At 37.8% G+C, this 13,847-nt stretch carries 12 protein-coding genes; 6 read left to right on the forward strand and 6 right to left on the reverse strand.

Going from position 1 to position 13,847, the window contains the following annotated elements; translation table 11 throughout:
• Positions 1-238: 238 nt before the first annotated feature.
• The gene (locus tag MUW56_RS18545; protein ID WP_292014581.1) at positions 239-1,402 is read right to left on the reverse strand and encodes an iron-containing alcohol dehydrogenase; all 1,164 of its coding nucleotides are present in this window, start codon (positions 1,400-1,402) and stop codon (positions 239-241) included.
• Between the two features lie 94 nt (positions 1,403-1,496).
• On the reverse strand, positions 1,497-1,910 hold the full coding sequence (locus MUW56_RS18550) for a helix-turn-helix domain-containing protein (RefSeq protein WP_292014582.1): 414 nt from the start codon (positions 1,908-1,910) through the stop codon (positions 1,497-1,499).
• 100 nt (positions 1,911-2,010) lie between these two features.
• Between MUW56_RS18550 and lpdA the strand changes: the two genes are divergently transcribed.
• Positions 2,011-3,411 carry a dihydrolipoyl dehydrogenase gene (gene lpdA, locus MUW56_RS18555; protein ID WP_292014583.1) on the forward strand — a complete coding sequence of 467 codons (1,401 nt, stop codon included), beginning with the start codon at positions 2,011-2,013 and terminating at the stop codon, positions 3,409-3,411.
• A gap of 237 nt (positions 3,412-3,648) precedes the next feature.
• Here lpdA and MUW56_RS18560 read toward each other — a convergent pair whose 3' ends face one another.
• The 3 genes from MUW56_RS18560 to MUW56_RS18570 form a co-directional block, all read right to left on the reverse strand.
• Positions 3,649-4,254, reverse strand: coding sequence for a hypothetical protein (locus tag MUW56_RS18560; RefSeq protein ID WP_292014584.1), 606 nt, complete (start codon positions 4,252-4,254; stop codon positions 3,649-3,651).
• Positions 4,255-4,291: 37 nt separating this feature from the next.
• Positions 4,292-4,696: a hypothetical protein gene (locus tag MUW56_RS18565; RefSeq protein ID WP_292014585.1), complete on the reverse strand. Its 405-nt coding sequence runs from the start codon at positions 4,694-4,696 to the stop codon at positions 4,292-4,294.
• A 195-nt stretch (positions 4,697-4,891) separates the two neighbouring features.
• Positions 4,892-5,251: a hypothetical protein gene (locus tag MUW56_RS18570; RefSeq protein ID WP_292014586.1), complete on the reverse strand. Its 360-nt coding sequence runs from the start codon at positions 5,249-5,251 to the stop codon at positions 4,892-4,894.
• Positions 5,252-5,686: 435 nt separating this feature from the next.
• Between MUW56_RS18570 and MUW56_RS18575 the strand changes: the two genes are divergently transcribed.
• Complete coding sequence (locus tag MUW56_RS18575) at positions 5,687-8,221, forward strand: phosphoenolpyruvate carboxylase (RefSeq protein WP_292014587.1); 2,535 nt, start codon at positions 5,687-5,689, stop codon at positions 8,219-8,221.
• A gap of 141 nt (positions 8,222-8,362) precedes the next feature.
• Here the strand turns inward: MUW56_RS18575 and MUW56_RS18580 are convergent, their stop codons facing one another.
• On the reverse strand, positions 8,363-9,964 hold the full coding sequence (locus tag MUW56_RS18580) for a S8/S53 family peptidase (protein ID WP_292014588.1): 1,602 nt from the start codon (positions 9,962-9,964) through the stop codon (positions 8,363-8,365).
• Between the two features lie 101 nt (positions 9,965-10,065).
• Between MUW56_RS18580 and MUW56_RS18585 the strand changes: the two genes are divergently transcribed.
• The 4 genes from MUW56_RS18585 (at position 10,066) to MUW56_RS18600 (ending at position 13,835) form a co-directional block, all read left to right on the forward strand.
• Positions 10,066-11,175 (forward strand): DegT/DnrJ/EryC1/StrS aminotransferase family protein, encoded by a 1,110-nt coding sequence (locus MUW56_RS18585; RefSeq protein WP_292014589.1) that lies wholly within the window; start codon positions 10,066-10,068, stop codon positions 11,173-11,175.
• Between the two features lie 394 nt (positions 11,176-11,569).
• Positions 11,570-12,592: a UDP-glucose 4-epimerase GalE gene (gene galE / locus MUW56_RS18590; RefSeq protein ID WP_292014590.1), complete on the forward strand. Its 1,023-nt coding sequence runs from the start codon at positions 11,570-11,572 to the stop codon at positions 12,590-12,592.
• Between the two features lie 11 nt (positions 12,593-12,603).
• On the forward strand, positions 12,604-13,368 hold the full coding sequence (locus MUW56_RS18595) for a methyltransferase domain-containing protein (protein WP_292014591.1): 765 nt from the start codon (positions 12,604-12,606) through the stop codon (positions 13,366-13,368).
• A 14-nt stretch (positions 13,369-13,382) separates the two neighbouring features.
• A complete protein-coding gene (locus tag MUW56_RS18600) occupies positions 13,383-13,835 on the forward strand; it encodes an adenylyltransferase/cytidyltransferase family protein (protein ID WP_292014592.1) in 453 nt (150 codons plus the stop codon).
• Positions 13,836-13,847: the final 12 nt, after the last annotated feature.

The following is a 13,847-nucleotide window of genomic DNA, read 5'->3' on the forward strand; positions in this document are numbered from 1 at the left end:
ATTTGAAATATCTATAATGAAATCGCTATTTTCTAAACAAATGTTTATGAATATAATGGTTTTAAAAAGATTGCTTGGAATTTTAAACCCATGAAACTCAAAATACTGAAAATAAAGCCGGATGAAGAATCAACGGCGTGTTAAATTATACGTAAAAATATAAGCGGACTAATGCCCGCTTATATGATGAGTTACTCTATTCTGTTTGCCTGAAGTGGGTTTGGTAGAATTCTGAACTTTAATAGCTCATCTCTACAATCTTATAAGCATCCTGAGGGGTCAGTTTCTTATATTCTCCAAGACCTGACCAGTTTCTGTCTGTGAAGGCTTTCTCTACTTTTTCAGCAGTTCCTTTATAATCTTCTGTGTATTCTGAGAGTTTTGTTTTGATATGAAGGCTGTGGAAAAATTCTTCCAGTTTTTTAATGCCCAGTTCAGCTTTTTCCTCTAACGTCCCGTCTTTGATTCCCCAGACTCTTTCAGCATATTGTGCCAGTTTTCCTTTTTTATCATCAAAATTATAACGGTAATGGGAAGGGGCTATAATGGCTAAAGTTCTTGCGTGGTCAATACCATAATAAGCGGTCAGCTCGTGGCCCATAGCATGTACGGCCCAGTCTGTAATCACTCCTTTCTGAATAAGTCCGTTCAGAGCCATGGTACAGCACCACATAAAATTTCCGGCAGCATCATAGTTGAAGTCATCTGCCAATACTTTTGGAGCTGTTTCCTGAAGGCTGATCAGGATGCTTTCTGCAATTCTTTCCTGAAGGTCAGCAGAAGATGGAGCCGTCATATACTGCTCCAGAACATGGGTATAAGCATCTGTGATCCCGTTTACAATCTGATTCTTCGGAATGGACCTGATGACTTCAGGATCCAATACGGAAAACTGCGGGAAAAGTCCCGGACCTCCTGAAGACAGCTTCTCGTTGGTTTCCCTTCTTGAGATCACATACCCTGAATTCATTTCCGAACCAGTTGCAGGAAGCGTTAAAATACTTCCGAAAGGCATTCCTTCCCCTTCAAAAGTTCTTACCGGTTTTCTCAGGATCTCCCATGGCTCACCATTGTAGTTGGCTGCTGCAGAAAGGAATTTTGTACCGTCAATCACGGAACCTCCTCCGACAGCCAGAAGATAGGTAATGTTTTTTTCTTTAATAAAACGGAGCGCACTGATCAGTACTTCATATTCCGGATTCGCAGGAACTCCGCCGAATTCATAGAGATCATGACCTTTTAAAGCTTCCTTTACCTGATCATAAACACCATTGTTTTTGATACTTCCTCCACCATAGATCATTAATATTCTAGCGTCTTTAGGAATTTCATTGGAAATTTTAGCAATTTCACCTTTTCCAAAAAGTATTTTAGTCGGATTTTTAAACTCGAAATTAAGCATTGTTCTAAATTTATTTTAATCCAAATTTACGGAATGAAAAAGGAAAATTGAGTTAATGAAATTTTAAAATTACTATGATTGATTTTCATGAAAGCTATTGACCTGCCTTTCCGGAAAGATATATTTTGGCTTTTTTTATAAAACTTTCCTTGTCCTTTTTAAGATCTTCCAGCAGTTTTTTTCTGTCCTCGGGAATCGTTAGATGCTTATCCCCCCAAAGATTAATTTCAACGATTATAGGGACAAGGTCAATCCCTTTTTCTGTGAGATAGTATATAATTTTCAGTTTGTTGTCCGGATGGTCTTTTTTATCAATGATTCCGTTTTCCAGTAGATGCTGAAGTCTGGACGCGAGGATATTGGTTGCAATTTTTTCATCCGCTTTCAAAAAGTCCCCGTAAGTACATTCTTTCCTGATCATCAGATCTCTTATAATCAATAATGACCATTTGTCGCCCCACATCTCCAGTGAGCAGCTGATCGGACAGTCTGATCTTTTTTTAGCCATGATCGTATTTTTTTACATATTACTTGCAAAACGAAAGTGTTTGTTTTAATTTTGCTTTTATTTTGCAAGTAAATTTAATCATAAAAAATGAATTAATACAATGGAGAATTATGATATTGCCGTAATCGGTTCAGGACCTGGCGGATATGTAGCTGCGATAAGAAGTGCACAGCTGGGGTATAAAACCGTAATTATAGAAAAGTATGATACCTTGGGCGGTACGTGCACCAATGTAGGCTGTATTCCGACAAAAGCTTTGCTGGACAGTACCCATCATTATGCTGAAGCCCGGCATCAGTTTGGGAAACATGGAATTATACTGGATCAGATAGAACTGGATTTCTCCCGGATGTACCAAAGGAAATCTGAAGTGGTTTCAAAAAATACAGACGGACTGAATTTTCTGATGAATAAAAACAACATTACCCGCCTGAAGGGAACAGCAGGTTTTATAAACAATACTGCCATTAAAGTGGATAATGAAACAGAGACGGTTGAGATTACAGCCAAGAACTATATCATTGCCACGGGTTCAAAGCCTTCAACCGTTCCGGGAGTGGAAATAGATCAACAAAGAATTATTACCTCTACCGAAGCATTGGCTTTGAACGAAAAACCAAAATCTATGGTAATTATTGGAGGAGGAGTAATAGGAGTGGAAATGGCCTCCATTTTTAACCGGATCGGGACACAGGTGACCATTCTTGAATATGCTGATAACCTGATCGCGACAATGGATCATGAATTAGGAAAAAATCTTCAGAAAATCCTGAAAAAAGAGGGAATTGATATCCGTTTGAATCAGGCAGTATATAAAACTGAAAGCCTGGGTTCATCAGCCAAAGTCTTTTTTAAAGATAAAAATGGTACAGAGAATACGCTGGATGCAGAATATGTCTTGGTAGCGGTTGGAAGAAGTCCTTATGTAAAAGGCTTAGGTCTGGGAAATACAGATGTACTGCTGGACGAATGGGGATTTATCAAGGTGAATGAAAACAATCAGACAGCGGTATCCCATATTTATGCGATCGGTGATGTGATTGGTGGAGCGATGTTAGCTCATAAGGCGGAAGAAGAAGGTGTTTTGGTAGCGGAAACGATTAATGGACAAAACCATCGCATTCATTATGACCGTATTCCTTCTGTGGTATATACCTGGCCTGAAGTGGCTTCTGTAGGTCACACTGAAGAATATCTTAAGAAAAATAACATCGCCTATACTGTAGGAAAATTTCCATTTTCTGCCAGCGCAAGGGCAAGAGCTTCTATGGATACAGACGGATTTGCCAAAGTTTTGGTAGATCCGAAATATGGAGAAGTTCTAGGAGTTCATATCATAGGCGCGCGAGCTGCAGATCTGATCGCACAGGGAGTTATTGCACAGGAATATGAGGTGACAGCAGAGGATATGTTCCGTATTTCTTATGCCCATCCCACTTATTCCGAAACTCTGAAAGAAGCCTATTTGATAGCCTCAGGACAGGGTGCTGTCAATATCTGAGAAAAAACGCAAGGGAATCAGGTTTCATCATCTATCCTGTAGATTTTTCAGTAGGAACTCTTCTGTTAATTTATTTTGCCGCGAATGTATGGATAAAACAATTCGTGCATTCGTGGCGATTAAAAGCTTACCTAATAACGATATTCAATTTCTCGGAGATAAAATCCTTGCCTCTTAAAACGTCAGGCAGGCAACCCATTTTGCGTCTTAGCGTTTTCAAATCAATTATAAACGCTGTTATAGAGTAGGGCATTCCCCGCTTTTTGAATAAACTCCGTTGCTTTTGGCTTCAAGTTTTCCGGTTTTCCTATTGATTTTAATCACAAAAGATTCTTTGGTGACAGGACATCCTTTAGATTGTACAACATATAGGGAAATATGACGGTCATTCATTTTATAAGCACCTGTAAAAAGATTTTTTGTATCTACCGAATAGCCGTAAGTTTTTGCTATTAAAAGAGCTTCCGGCAGATTGTCAACGGTTCCGATAAAATCCCTTAGCTGCTGTTCATTGGAAAAATATACAGACCTGTCTTTTTTACAGGCGAGAATATATGAAAAACAATGGTTGCCTATACATTTTTGAAAGAATCCTTTTTCAGGTAGAGGCTCATTGATCGTCATAAAATCCGGTGCCTGACTTTCATAGATGACCGCTTTTTCTGGATCAATATCATTACTCAGCACTCTCCAGTATTCATACTCTTTATCCGGTACAATGAACGGATAGAGATAATCAACGGTATCCAGAATATCCGGAATTTTTTTATAATCATCGGGAACCGTGATCTGTGCAAAAATCAGATTGGATAAGATCAGGGAAAATGGGATGATTATCTTCATAGAGAAAGTGTTTTCAGTGCAAATTTAGAAAAGAGAATTATTTCAATATAATTTTATAATACCCTTTGTCATCAGTTACATCAATATCTATACCTGTAAATGTTAATTTATTGATTTGATAGCCATCACAACCTCCTTTAAATTCCGATGATTGGATGGAAAAATCAAGGTTTTTAATATTAGAATAAAATGTATAATTTTTTGTTCCGTTATAGGTACCTACATTTTCTAAAATAACCATATTGTCGGATGTTTTGGTTAATTGCACATTAACATTATTTTCATCTTGAACTGAATAGGTTGTCAATGTTCCGTTGGCAATGAGATTCTCACCATTAGAATCCACAAACTTAAAAACTATCGGCTGAGGAGCATTATAACAGCTATCTCCACAAGCTGTGAAAATAAAAGCTATTAATAATAAGAAGAATATTTTTTTCATGGATTATGGATAGTGTGAAGAGTAAAATTAGTTATTAATGTTTTGTAATCAAAACTATATTACACCTGAATTATTAAAACGAGCTCTAAATATTTTCAAAACCTGTGCAAGCTGATCATCTGTGATATCAAAATCATCGATGTTGATTTCTATTTTTTCGTTGTTATGAAAACAATATAAATAATTTACTTCAGGTTAATAATCGTGTTTAGATTCACGGCTTACCAGACGTTTTACAATAATCTTTTCAAGTTGAATTTCATTCCACAAATACCTCGTGTTATTTTTTATCGGAATTCCTTTTCCATTGATGGAAATAATAATTTGTGATATTTTTTTGACTTCTGAAATTATTTTAAAAATAAAATAGTCAGTAAATCCAAGAAGTATAAGTAATACAAATATTGCTGTTCCATTGAATTTGAACTTAAGACCTAAAAGAAAAAATAGCTCCAGAATCATAAACATGCTGTAAGTAGCAGTAGCGATAATTTTACCCGAACGCGAATATTTGACTATAATTTCATCAGGAATTGAATTTTCGTTATATTCCATTTTATCACTTTTATGAAGAGCATATTCTTTATGAATGAAAACTACATTGATAAATGCACCAATGAAAAAAATAATAGAAAGAGGAATAAAATATTGCAGTAGATAAATACCTGTGAATAAGGCTAAATTCCTAAAATCGTGTAAAAAATAATTCCGAATTTCATCTTTGGTTAAATTTTTTGCGAAGATACATTTTAGACTCAATTTACAGAAAATTCATAAAAAAATACTTCTGTTCCAAGGATATCCGGAACCGCAGCAAATAGTAGATTTCAACCAAATGATGATAGTTTGAATTAAATATCAAAGTGAGAATAGTATGAGGTGTGTTATCTTTTTTCCTAAAAAATTAAAATTAATATTTTTTTTGGTTTTCGCTTTCAAATTTTGTCATTTGTCAATTCATGTAATTTCAAAATCACTTACATTTGTTATATGATACACGACCAACGCGCAGAAAAATTCAGGCAGATCGTGGAGAATAAATTCCAGATCTACAATTCATTATTTATGAGCCTGCCCTATGATAAAATGACGAATATCGGAATGCTCCTTCCGTTTCTTTATGAAGAAAGCAGGACGGGCTATGATGCCGGAAAAACTCCCGAAGAAATTGTGGAAGAGTTTTTTAAAAACCATACCGATCTTCAGACCGAGGAGCAGAAACTCGAACTGCTTTTTAAAATCATTCAGTATATAGAAAGACAGGTCGTTTTGTTTGACAGTATTGAAGATGCTGCTTTTCCGAATCTTCATTCCGAAAGCGATAACGGAACGGTGACGAATCTCTTTGAACGTTCTTATCAGGATCATAAAATTGAAAAAGTACGCGAAAAGTTAAAAGATTTTACGGTAAAGGTGGTGTTTACCGCTCACCCGACCCAGTTTTATCCAAGTTCAGTACAGAGAATTATTCAGGATTTGAGAGGGGCAATCACCAATGATTCTGTCACACAGATCGATACGCTCCTGCAGCAGCTGGGAAAAACCCCATTTGTAAATAAAGAAAAACCAACCCCGATAGATGAGGCGTTGAGCATTATTTCATACCTCAGGTATGTTTATTACGATACGATTGGCGAGCTGTTTACGAAGATCAAAAAGACTTTCGGAAACGGGCATTTTCATCTTCACGAAGATATTATCCAGCTTGGTTTCTGGCCGGGAGGAGACAGGGATGGAAATCCATTTGTCACTGCTGATGTTACGAAAAGAGTAGCGGAAGAGCTCCGCTCGGCAATTCTGAAGTCTTATTACAGCCATTTGAAGTATATCAGAAGAAGGTTGAGCTTTAGAGGCGTTGCAGAGGTTTTAACACAGCTGAGTGAAGAGCTGTATGCCGCTATTTTTGACGGACAAAGCATTACGGCAGAAGATATCTTAAAAAGAGCAGATGAAGCGGAGAAAATACTGGTCACCGAACATAATTCTTTATTTTTAGATCTTTTAGCCAATTTCAGAGACCGGGTGAAGATCTTCGGAACCCACTTTGCTACGTTAGATATCCGTCAGGACAGCAGAATTCATCAGAAGGTAATTGATGAGGTTTTTGCAAAGGTATACGGCAATGAGAATGCTGATGCTGAACAGAAATTCAGTCAGCTGGTCCAGCTTTCAGAAAAAGTAAATGCCAATGATTTTGAGGATATTGTAAAAGATACTTTACTGACCGTTTCACAGGTTTCGGAAATCCAGCGGTTAAACGGATTAAGAGGTATGAACCGCTATATCATTTCCAATTCTGACGCGGTGAAAGATGTGATGAATGTCTATGCTTTCTTTAAAGTATGCGGATATAAAGACGAAGAGATCAATATGGATATCGTTCCCCTTTTTGAAACGATGGAAGGTCTTGCCAATGCTGAAAATGTCATGAATGAGCTCTATCAGAATCCGGTTTATAAAAAGCATCTTGAAAGAAGAGGAAATCAGCAGACCATTATGCTTGGATTCTCTGATGGAACCAAAGATGGGGGATATCTGAAAGCCAACTGGGAAATCTATAAGGCAAAAGAGGTACTGACAAAGCTTTCTGAAGAAAATAATATTAAAGTGGTCTTTTTCGATGGCAGGGGAGGCCCGCCTGCAAGAGGAGGAGGCAAAACCCACGATTTCTATGCTTCACAGGGAAAAACAATTGCCAACAATAAAATAGAACTGACTATTCAGGGGCAGACCATTACCAGTATTTTCGGAAACAAAGAACAGGCAAAATATAACTTCGAACAGCTGCTGACTGCCGGAGTGGAAAATGATGTATTTAAAAATGCTAAAAAAGATCTTACAGAAAAAGAAAGAGCATTGATTATTGAACTGGCTGATATCAGTTATCAGAAATATTCTGACCTGAAAGCCCATCCGATGTTTGTTCCTTATCTGCAGGAAATGAGTACCCTGGAATATTACGGTAAAACCAATATCGGAAGCCGCCCGTCCAAGAGAGGGAATGACAGTGAGCTGAAATTTGAAGATTTAAGAGCTATTCCGTTTGTGGGCTCCTGGTCACAGTTAAAGCAAAACGTTCCCGGATTTTTCGGTTTTGGATATGCCATGCAGCAGATGAAAGAACAGGGAAGGTTTGAAGAGGTAAAAGAATTATACAAAGGTTCTGATTTCTTTAAAACTTTAGTGCTGAACTCAATGATGAGCATGAATAAGTCATATTTTCCATTGACCTATTACATCAAAAACAATCCTAAATTCGGGGCATTCTGGAACATCCTTTTTGAGGAATACGAACTTTCAAAAGAGATTATGCTGGAGCTGACGGGCTTCAAAATGCTTCAGGAAGAAGATCCGCTATCGCGGAAATCAGTAAAGATCCGTGAAAAAATAGTACTTCCGCTGTTGAGTATCCAGCAATATGCATTGATGAAGATCCAGAAAGGGGAAGGGAATAAAGGAGCCTATGAAAAACTGGTGACCCGTTCATTATTCGGAAATATTAATGCCAGCAGAAATTCAGCATAGTTTGTTAGGAATACAGGGAATACCTGTTATCAATAGAAACGGGCCTTAGCCCGTTTTGTTTTTTATATTCCCCACAGATTGTACAGATCCCGCAGATGTTTGATCTGCTCAATCTGCCTGGTCTGCGAGAAATTAAAACGATTAATCTTTTATAAACTTTTCAAAATACACCTTATCATTGGCCTGAATTTTTAGATAGTAGGTCCCTTTTGCAAAATCCTTTACATTGATAGAAGTCTGATTCATATTTTTTCTGATCAGTCTTCCCAGGTTATCATAGATTTCCAATGTTTTTATTTCAGAATCAGAGGCTACATTCAGAATATTTTTTACAGGGTTAGGATATACGGTTACCATTACTTTTTTTACGGTTTCAGAAACCCTTAAAGTATTCAATACGCTTCCGAAATTGAGAATGCCGTATCCCATCTGGTCGGTATGGTTGGGATAAAGAGATGCAGATTGTCTTAATTTTAGTTTGATCTGTTCCCTGCTCATGGCCGGAAACGCCTGAATCAGACATGCAACCCCTCCCGAGGCAATAGGAGTGGCAATGGAAGTTCCATTGACTGTAAAAGTTGTATTGTTACCCACTGTTGTTGTAGCGGTTCCCTGAGCGCTTCCATCGGGTTTTATGGCTCCTGAAGAATTGGGGCCATACGAAGAGAATCCTGAAGAATTTCCTGAAGCATCTACAGCTCCGATAGTGAATACATTCGCGTTATCTGCCGGTGTTAAAATGTAATGCCACGGTAGCGCCCCGGAATTCCCTGCAGCTACAAGAACAAAAATCCCTTTTTCGGAGGCAATTTGTGCTCCTCTGGCAATGAAGGAGGTTGTTCCGTTCATATCGGTGTAGCTGTAATTGTACCGGGAATCATCAAAAACATTATACCCTAAGGATGATGAGATGATTTCTACTCCTTTTCTGTCTGCTTCCTCAGCCGCTTCTATCCAGTATATTTCCTCTTCAGGGATTTCTACGGCAGCATTTTCACTGCGGTAAAGATAAAAATCAGCATCAGGGGCAGATCCTGCAAATGTGTTTTCCAAGTATCCTCCAATAGCTCCCAAAACAGCAGAGCCGTGTCCGCTTAAAGAAGCATTGTAGATGTCATTGGTTTTTGTAACAAAATCATATCCGGCTTTTATGTGATTATTGGTCCGTAATCTTGAAAATGCAGATCCGGTATCTACATATGGAAATCCTGCATCAATAACCGCAATGGAAACTCCTGTCCCCGTATATCCCGCCAGATGCAGAGGTCTTATATTCACCTGGTCTATCTGTACTGCACCTGCTCCGTAGTCAAAATTGGTAAGTGTTTTATTGACATTTGAGTTGTTTTTCCATTGACCGGCAGGGGTTATTTTGGTTCCTCCTGATGCATTTCTGGCAAAACTTTCTACAGAAAGTACAAAAGGTTGTGCCTGTAGCGCTGCAATTTGTGCCGGGGTAGCGTTGACGGTGGCTCCGTTAAGCCATTTGGAATAATCTGTAACAGTAAATCCCATATTCTGAAGGTTCTGGAGATAAGACTGTTCAATAGGAGCATCCTGGTCATTAAGGGCAATTCCCAGTGCAGTACGCCTGTTCAGGGATTTTTGGGAGAGTTCGGAAAGCGGATTGGCAAAGAAGGCCGCCTTATTAGGTTTATCTGTGAAATGAACAAAAACGAGCTGTGTCTGGGCTGACACACTGCAGTAACCTATTAACAGAGAAAAGAGTAGAATTTTTTTCATAGCATTATTTTGTATAAAGATAAAAACAAAATCAATAAAATTTTTGATAGGATTTTAAATTCCTTATTTTTACAGAAATATTTATTTATGAAAAAATTCAGATGGTTGACTTGCAAAGTCAGTATTACAAAATAAAGAATGATGTAGACAATGCAGTTTTAAATGTAATGGATTCGGCAGCTTTTATCAACGGTCCTGAAGTAAAGTCTTTCCAGAATGAATTGGAGTCTTATTTAGAGGTAAAACATGTGATTCCATGTGCCAATGGGACAGATGCACTGCAGATTGCGCTAATGGCGTTAGATCTGAAGGAAGGAGATGAGGTTATTACAGCTGATTTTACTTTCGCTGCTACCGTAGAAGTAATCCACCTCCTGAAATTAAAATCTGTCTTGGTAGATGTTGACTATGATACATTTACAATTTCAACCGAAGAGTTAAAAAAGGCGATTACGCCAAGAACGAAGGCCATTATTCCGGTACATTTATTCGGACAGTGTGCCCATATGGAGGAAATCCTAAAGATTGCTGAGGAACACAATTTATACGTCATCGAAGATAATGCGCAGGCAATCGGTGCAGAATATACATTCTCTGACGGCACTGTAAAATATGCCGGAACAATGGCTACTGTTGGTACAACCTCTTTCTTCCCTTCCAAAAACCTGGGATGCTATGGGGATGGGGGTGCTATTTTCACCAATAATGATGAGCTGGCGCACCGTTTAAGAGGAATCGTAAACCACGGAATGTACGAAAGATACTATCATGATGAAGTAGGGGTAAACTCCCGTTTAGACAGTATCCAGGCGGCAGTATTAAGAAAAAAGCTTCCTCACCTGGATTCTTATAATGAAGCGAGAAGAAAGGCTGCAGATTTCTACGATGAGGCTTTTGCAGGCCATCCGGATATTCTTACGCCAAAAAGAGCTGAGAACTCTACCCACGTATTCCATCAGTATACTTTGAGAATTCTGAACGGAAAACGTAATGAACTTCAAAAATTCCTTACCGGGAAAGAGATTCCGGCAATGATCTATTATCCGGTTGCCTTAAGAAAGCAGAAAGCTTATTTCCAGGACAGCAATGATGCGGATTTTGTGAATACAGACAAGCTTTTGGATCAGGTAATTTCTTTACCGATGCATACGGAATTAGACGAAGAGCAGCTAAAGTATATTACGGATGCGGTGCTTGAGTTTATGAAATAATGAAAAAAAAGATATTTAAATATAGGCTGGCATATTACTTAGCTGTAATGATCAGCCTTTTCAGTGCTGGGATTATTTAACGATTTCAGCATATTTAAAACGTTAATTATTTGTACTTCAATTATTATTAATGCATTTGCATTTATTAACTTGATTGAAAAATATGATAAAGCTGTTTTATTTTTGAACCTTAGTTTATCTTTATCCATAGTTATCTTAGGTTATCCCTTATTATTTGGAATTTTAAACGGGTATAATGTTTCAGGACATTTTAGTTTAAAATTTTTAGTTTTATTTGTATTAATTTTGATCATTATAAATGTATATAAAGTAAAAAGGCACAAAGAAGTCAACGAAATAGAAGACATAGGAAAACACAAAGATTAAAATAAAAATGGCAATACTTGTTACAGGAGGACTTGGATATATTGGTTCTCACACCGTAGTAGAACTTCTCAATAACGGCTTTGAAGTTGTTATAGTGGATGATTTATCCAATTCAGAAAGATTTATTTTAAATAATATTGAGGAAATTGCAGGCAAAAAGCCTGTTTTTTATCCTTTTGATTTAAAGCGTAAAGAGCTGCTTTCACAGGTTTTTGATGCCCATCAGATTGATGGATGTATCAATTTTGCTGCTTCAAAAGCGGTAGGAGAGAGCCAGGTAAAGCCTGTAGATTATTATGAAAATAATCTGTTTACCCTTATCAATATTCTTCAGGAATTTAAAAAGAGAGAGATTTCTAATTTTATTTTCAGCTCATCATGCACCGTGTACGGACAGGCTGATGTAATGCCGATTGATGAAACTGCTCCGCTGAAAATGCCTGAAAGTGTATATGGCAAAACAAAACAAATGGGAGAGGAGATCCTGATTGATTTTGCCAAAGCATACCGCCGAAAAATATCACTATTGAGATACTTTAACCCGATTGGGGCCCATCCTTCTGCGATCATGGGAGAATTACCGATTGGAGTTCCCAATAATCTGGTTCCTTACGTGATGCAGACTGCCGCAGGAATTCGTGAGAAACTAAGTATTTGGGGAGATGATTATCCCACAGAAGACGGAACGGCGGTTCGTGACTATATTTATGTTGTTGACCTGGCAAAAGCCCATGTTGCCGCGTTGAAAAAACTGATCGGAGATCAGTCTGAAGAAGCCGTGATAGATATTTATAATCTGGGAACAGGAAAGGGATCATCAGTTTTGGATGTGGTGAAGGCTTTTGAGAGAGCTAATAATGTGGAAGTTCCTTATCAGGTTTGCGCCCGTAGAGAAGGTGATATTATGATTGCTTACGCCGATCCCGGTAAAGCTGAGAAAGAGCTCGGCTGGAAATCCGAAACTTCTTTGGAAGAATCTTTAAGAACGACGTGGGAATGGCAGAAATATCTGAATTCTAGAAACTCTTAAACCAAAATAATATGGCTTGGAATCCTGAAGTATATGACCAGTTTAAAGAAGAGCGTTCGGCTCCCTTTTTTGATTTGCTGAAACTGGTTGAATCAAAATCCGGTCTGTCCGTTATAGATTTGGGGTGTGGAACCGGCGAGCTTACTTCTAAGCTTTTAGATTATCTTGAAGATTCTAAAGTCTTAGGAATAGATTCATCCGGAGAGATGCTTGAAAAAGCGGCTCATTTTAAAACGAGCAGGCTGACCTTTGAGAAAAGAAGTATCGAAGAACAGCTTCATCTGGGGGATACCTATGATCTGGTGATTTCCAATGCGGCCGTTCAATGGTGTGAGAACCATAAAGAACTTTTCCCAAGGATGATCAGCAAAATTAAAGCAGGTGGACAGCTAGCGGTACAGATTCCGTCGAATCACGAGTACACAGTACATCAGCTGCTCAGGAAGATTGCAGGAACAGAACCGTATAAAACAGCATATAACTCCTGGGAAAGGGCTTATACTGTCTTGAAAATAGAAGACTACGCAGGAATATTATTTGACAATAAAGGGAGGGAAATTACCGTTTATGAAAAAGTATTCCCGCATGTCCTTGAAAATGCTGAAGCCGTATTTACGTGGGCTTCGGGAACAGCTATGCTTCCTTATATCGAAAGGCTTCCTGATGATATGAAACAACAATTTAAAAACGATTATAAAACAGAATTACAAAACATCTTCCCTGAATCACCGGTTTTTTATCCATTTAAAAGAACATTTATTTCAGCGAAGTTTTAACTTTTACTATTAATATGAAGACACAAAGAATAGGTATTACCTTTTCCTCATTTGACCTGCTGCACGCAGGGCATATTAAAATGCTTGAGGAAGCTAAAACGGTATGCGATTATTTAATCGTTGGACTGCAGATTGATCCGTCACACGACCGTCCGAACAAAAACAAACCCAGCCAAACGATCGTTGAGCGATACATTCAGTTGAAGGCAGTAAATGCTGTAGATGAGATTATACCTTATTATACAGAAGAAGATTTACTGGACATATTAAAATCTTTTGTCATCGATGTAAGAATCATCGGGGATGATTATATGGATAAGGATTTTACAGGTAAGCAGTATTGCGAAGAAAAAGGAATAGAGATCTTTTATAACAAAAGAGATCACAGGTTTTCTACCAGTGATTTAAGAAAAAGAATTTATGAAGCGGAAAAAGAAAAGGCTTCAAAAACTGAAACTGTAAAATAAAAAATAAAAAAT

Origin of the sequence: Chryseobacterium sp., from assembly GCF_022869225.1 — a bacterium.
In the GTDB taxonomy this organism is placed as follows: domain Bacteria; phylum Bacteroidota; class Bacteroidia; order Flavobacteriales; family Weeksellaceae; genus Chryseobacterium.

Coding starts and splice junctions, on each gene's coding strand:
- MUW56_RS18580 (WP_292014588.1), bottom strand. CDS start 9,964: ATGAAAAAAATTCTACTCTTTTCTCTGTTAATAGGTTACTGCAGTGTG.
- galE (WP_292014590.1), top strand. CDS start 11,570: ATGGCAATACTTGTTACAGGAGGACTTGGATATATTGGTTCTCACACC.
- MUW56_RS18560 (WP_292014584.1), bottom strand. CDS start 4,254: ATGAAGATAATCATCCCATTTTCCCTGATCTTATCCAATCTGATTTTT.
- MUW56_RS18565 (WP_292014585.1), bottom strand. CDS start 4,696: ATGAAAAAAATATTCTTCTTATTATTAATAGCTTTTATTTTCACAGCT.
- MUW56_RS18575 (WP_292014587.1), top strand. CDS start 5,687: ATGATACACGACCAACGCGCAGAAAAATTCAGGCAGATCGTGGAGAAT.
- MUW56_RS18595 (WP_292014591.1), top strand. CDS start 12,604: ATGGCTTGGAATCCTGAAGTATATGACCAGTTTAAAGAAGAGCGTTCG.
- MUW56_RS18570 (WP_292014586.1), bottom strand. CDS start 5,251: ATGGAATATAACGAAAATTCAATTCCTGATGAAATTATAGTCAAATAT.
- MUW56_RS18550 (WP_292014582.1), bottom strand. CDS start 1,910: ATGGCTAAAAAAAGATCAGACTGTCCGATCAGCTGCTCACTGGAGATG.
- lpdA (WP_292014583.1), top strand. CDS start 2,011: ATGGAGAATTATGATATTGCCGTAATCGGTTCAGGACCTGGCGGATAT.
- MUW56_RS18585 (WP_292014589.1), top strand. CDS start 10,066: ATGGTTGACTTGCAAAGTCAGTATTACAAAATAAAGAATGATGTAGAC.
- MUW56_RS18545 (WP_292014581.1), bottom strand. CDS start 1,402: ATGCTTAATTTCGAGTTTAAAAATCCGACTAAAATACTTTTTGGAAAA.
- MUW56_RS18600 (WP_292014592.1), top strand. CDS start 13,383: ATGAAGACACAAAGAATAGGTATTACCTTTTCCTCATTTGACCTGCTG.